Genomic DNA, 305 nt, shown 5'->3' on the forward strand with positions numbered 1-305 from the left:
TGAGCAGTTCCAGCGCGAACTGACCGATTACTGGTTGACCACGATAGATGCGCGAGTGCGCGATCACTTCATTGTTGATCCCGAGCACATGTATGTGATGGCGCTCGGCAACGACTTCGACATCGCACAAATCGACTTCTGGTTGAACGGCGCAGTTCCTTGGCACTACCGAAAGAAAATCTGCTTGCGCGCTCTCATACACGAGTACCCGCAATCCGTGATCTGGGACGAGAACGCGGCCGACGCAAAACATGATGCGCTGGAAGATGCGCTCTCACAATCACGGATGCTGCTGCGAATGATTG

Annotated in this window: 1 protein-coding gene; it reads left to right on the plus strand. The window is 54.1% G+C overall.

Annotated features, from left to right (window positions below; translation table 11 throughout):
* On the plus strand, window positions 1-305 hold a 305-nt coding region (locus AC1RPQ_RS08305), incomplete at both ends, for a 3'-5' exoribonuclease domain-containing protein (protein WP_481762314.1).

Source organism: Dellaglioa sp. CoH-57-MRSF-21, from assembly GCF_056781915.1.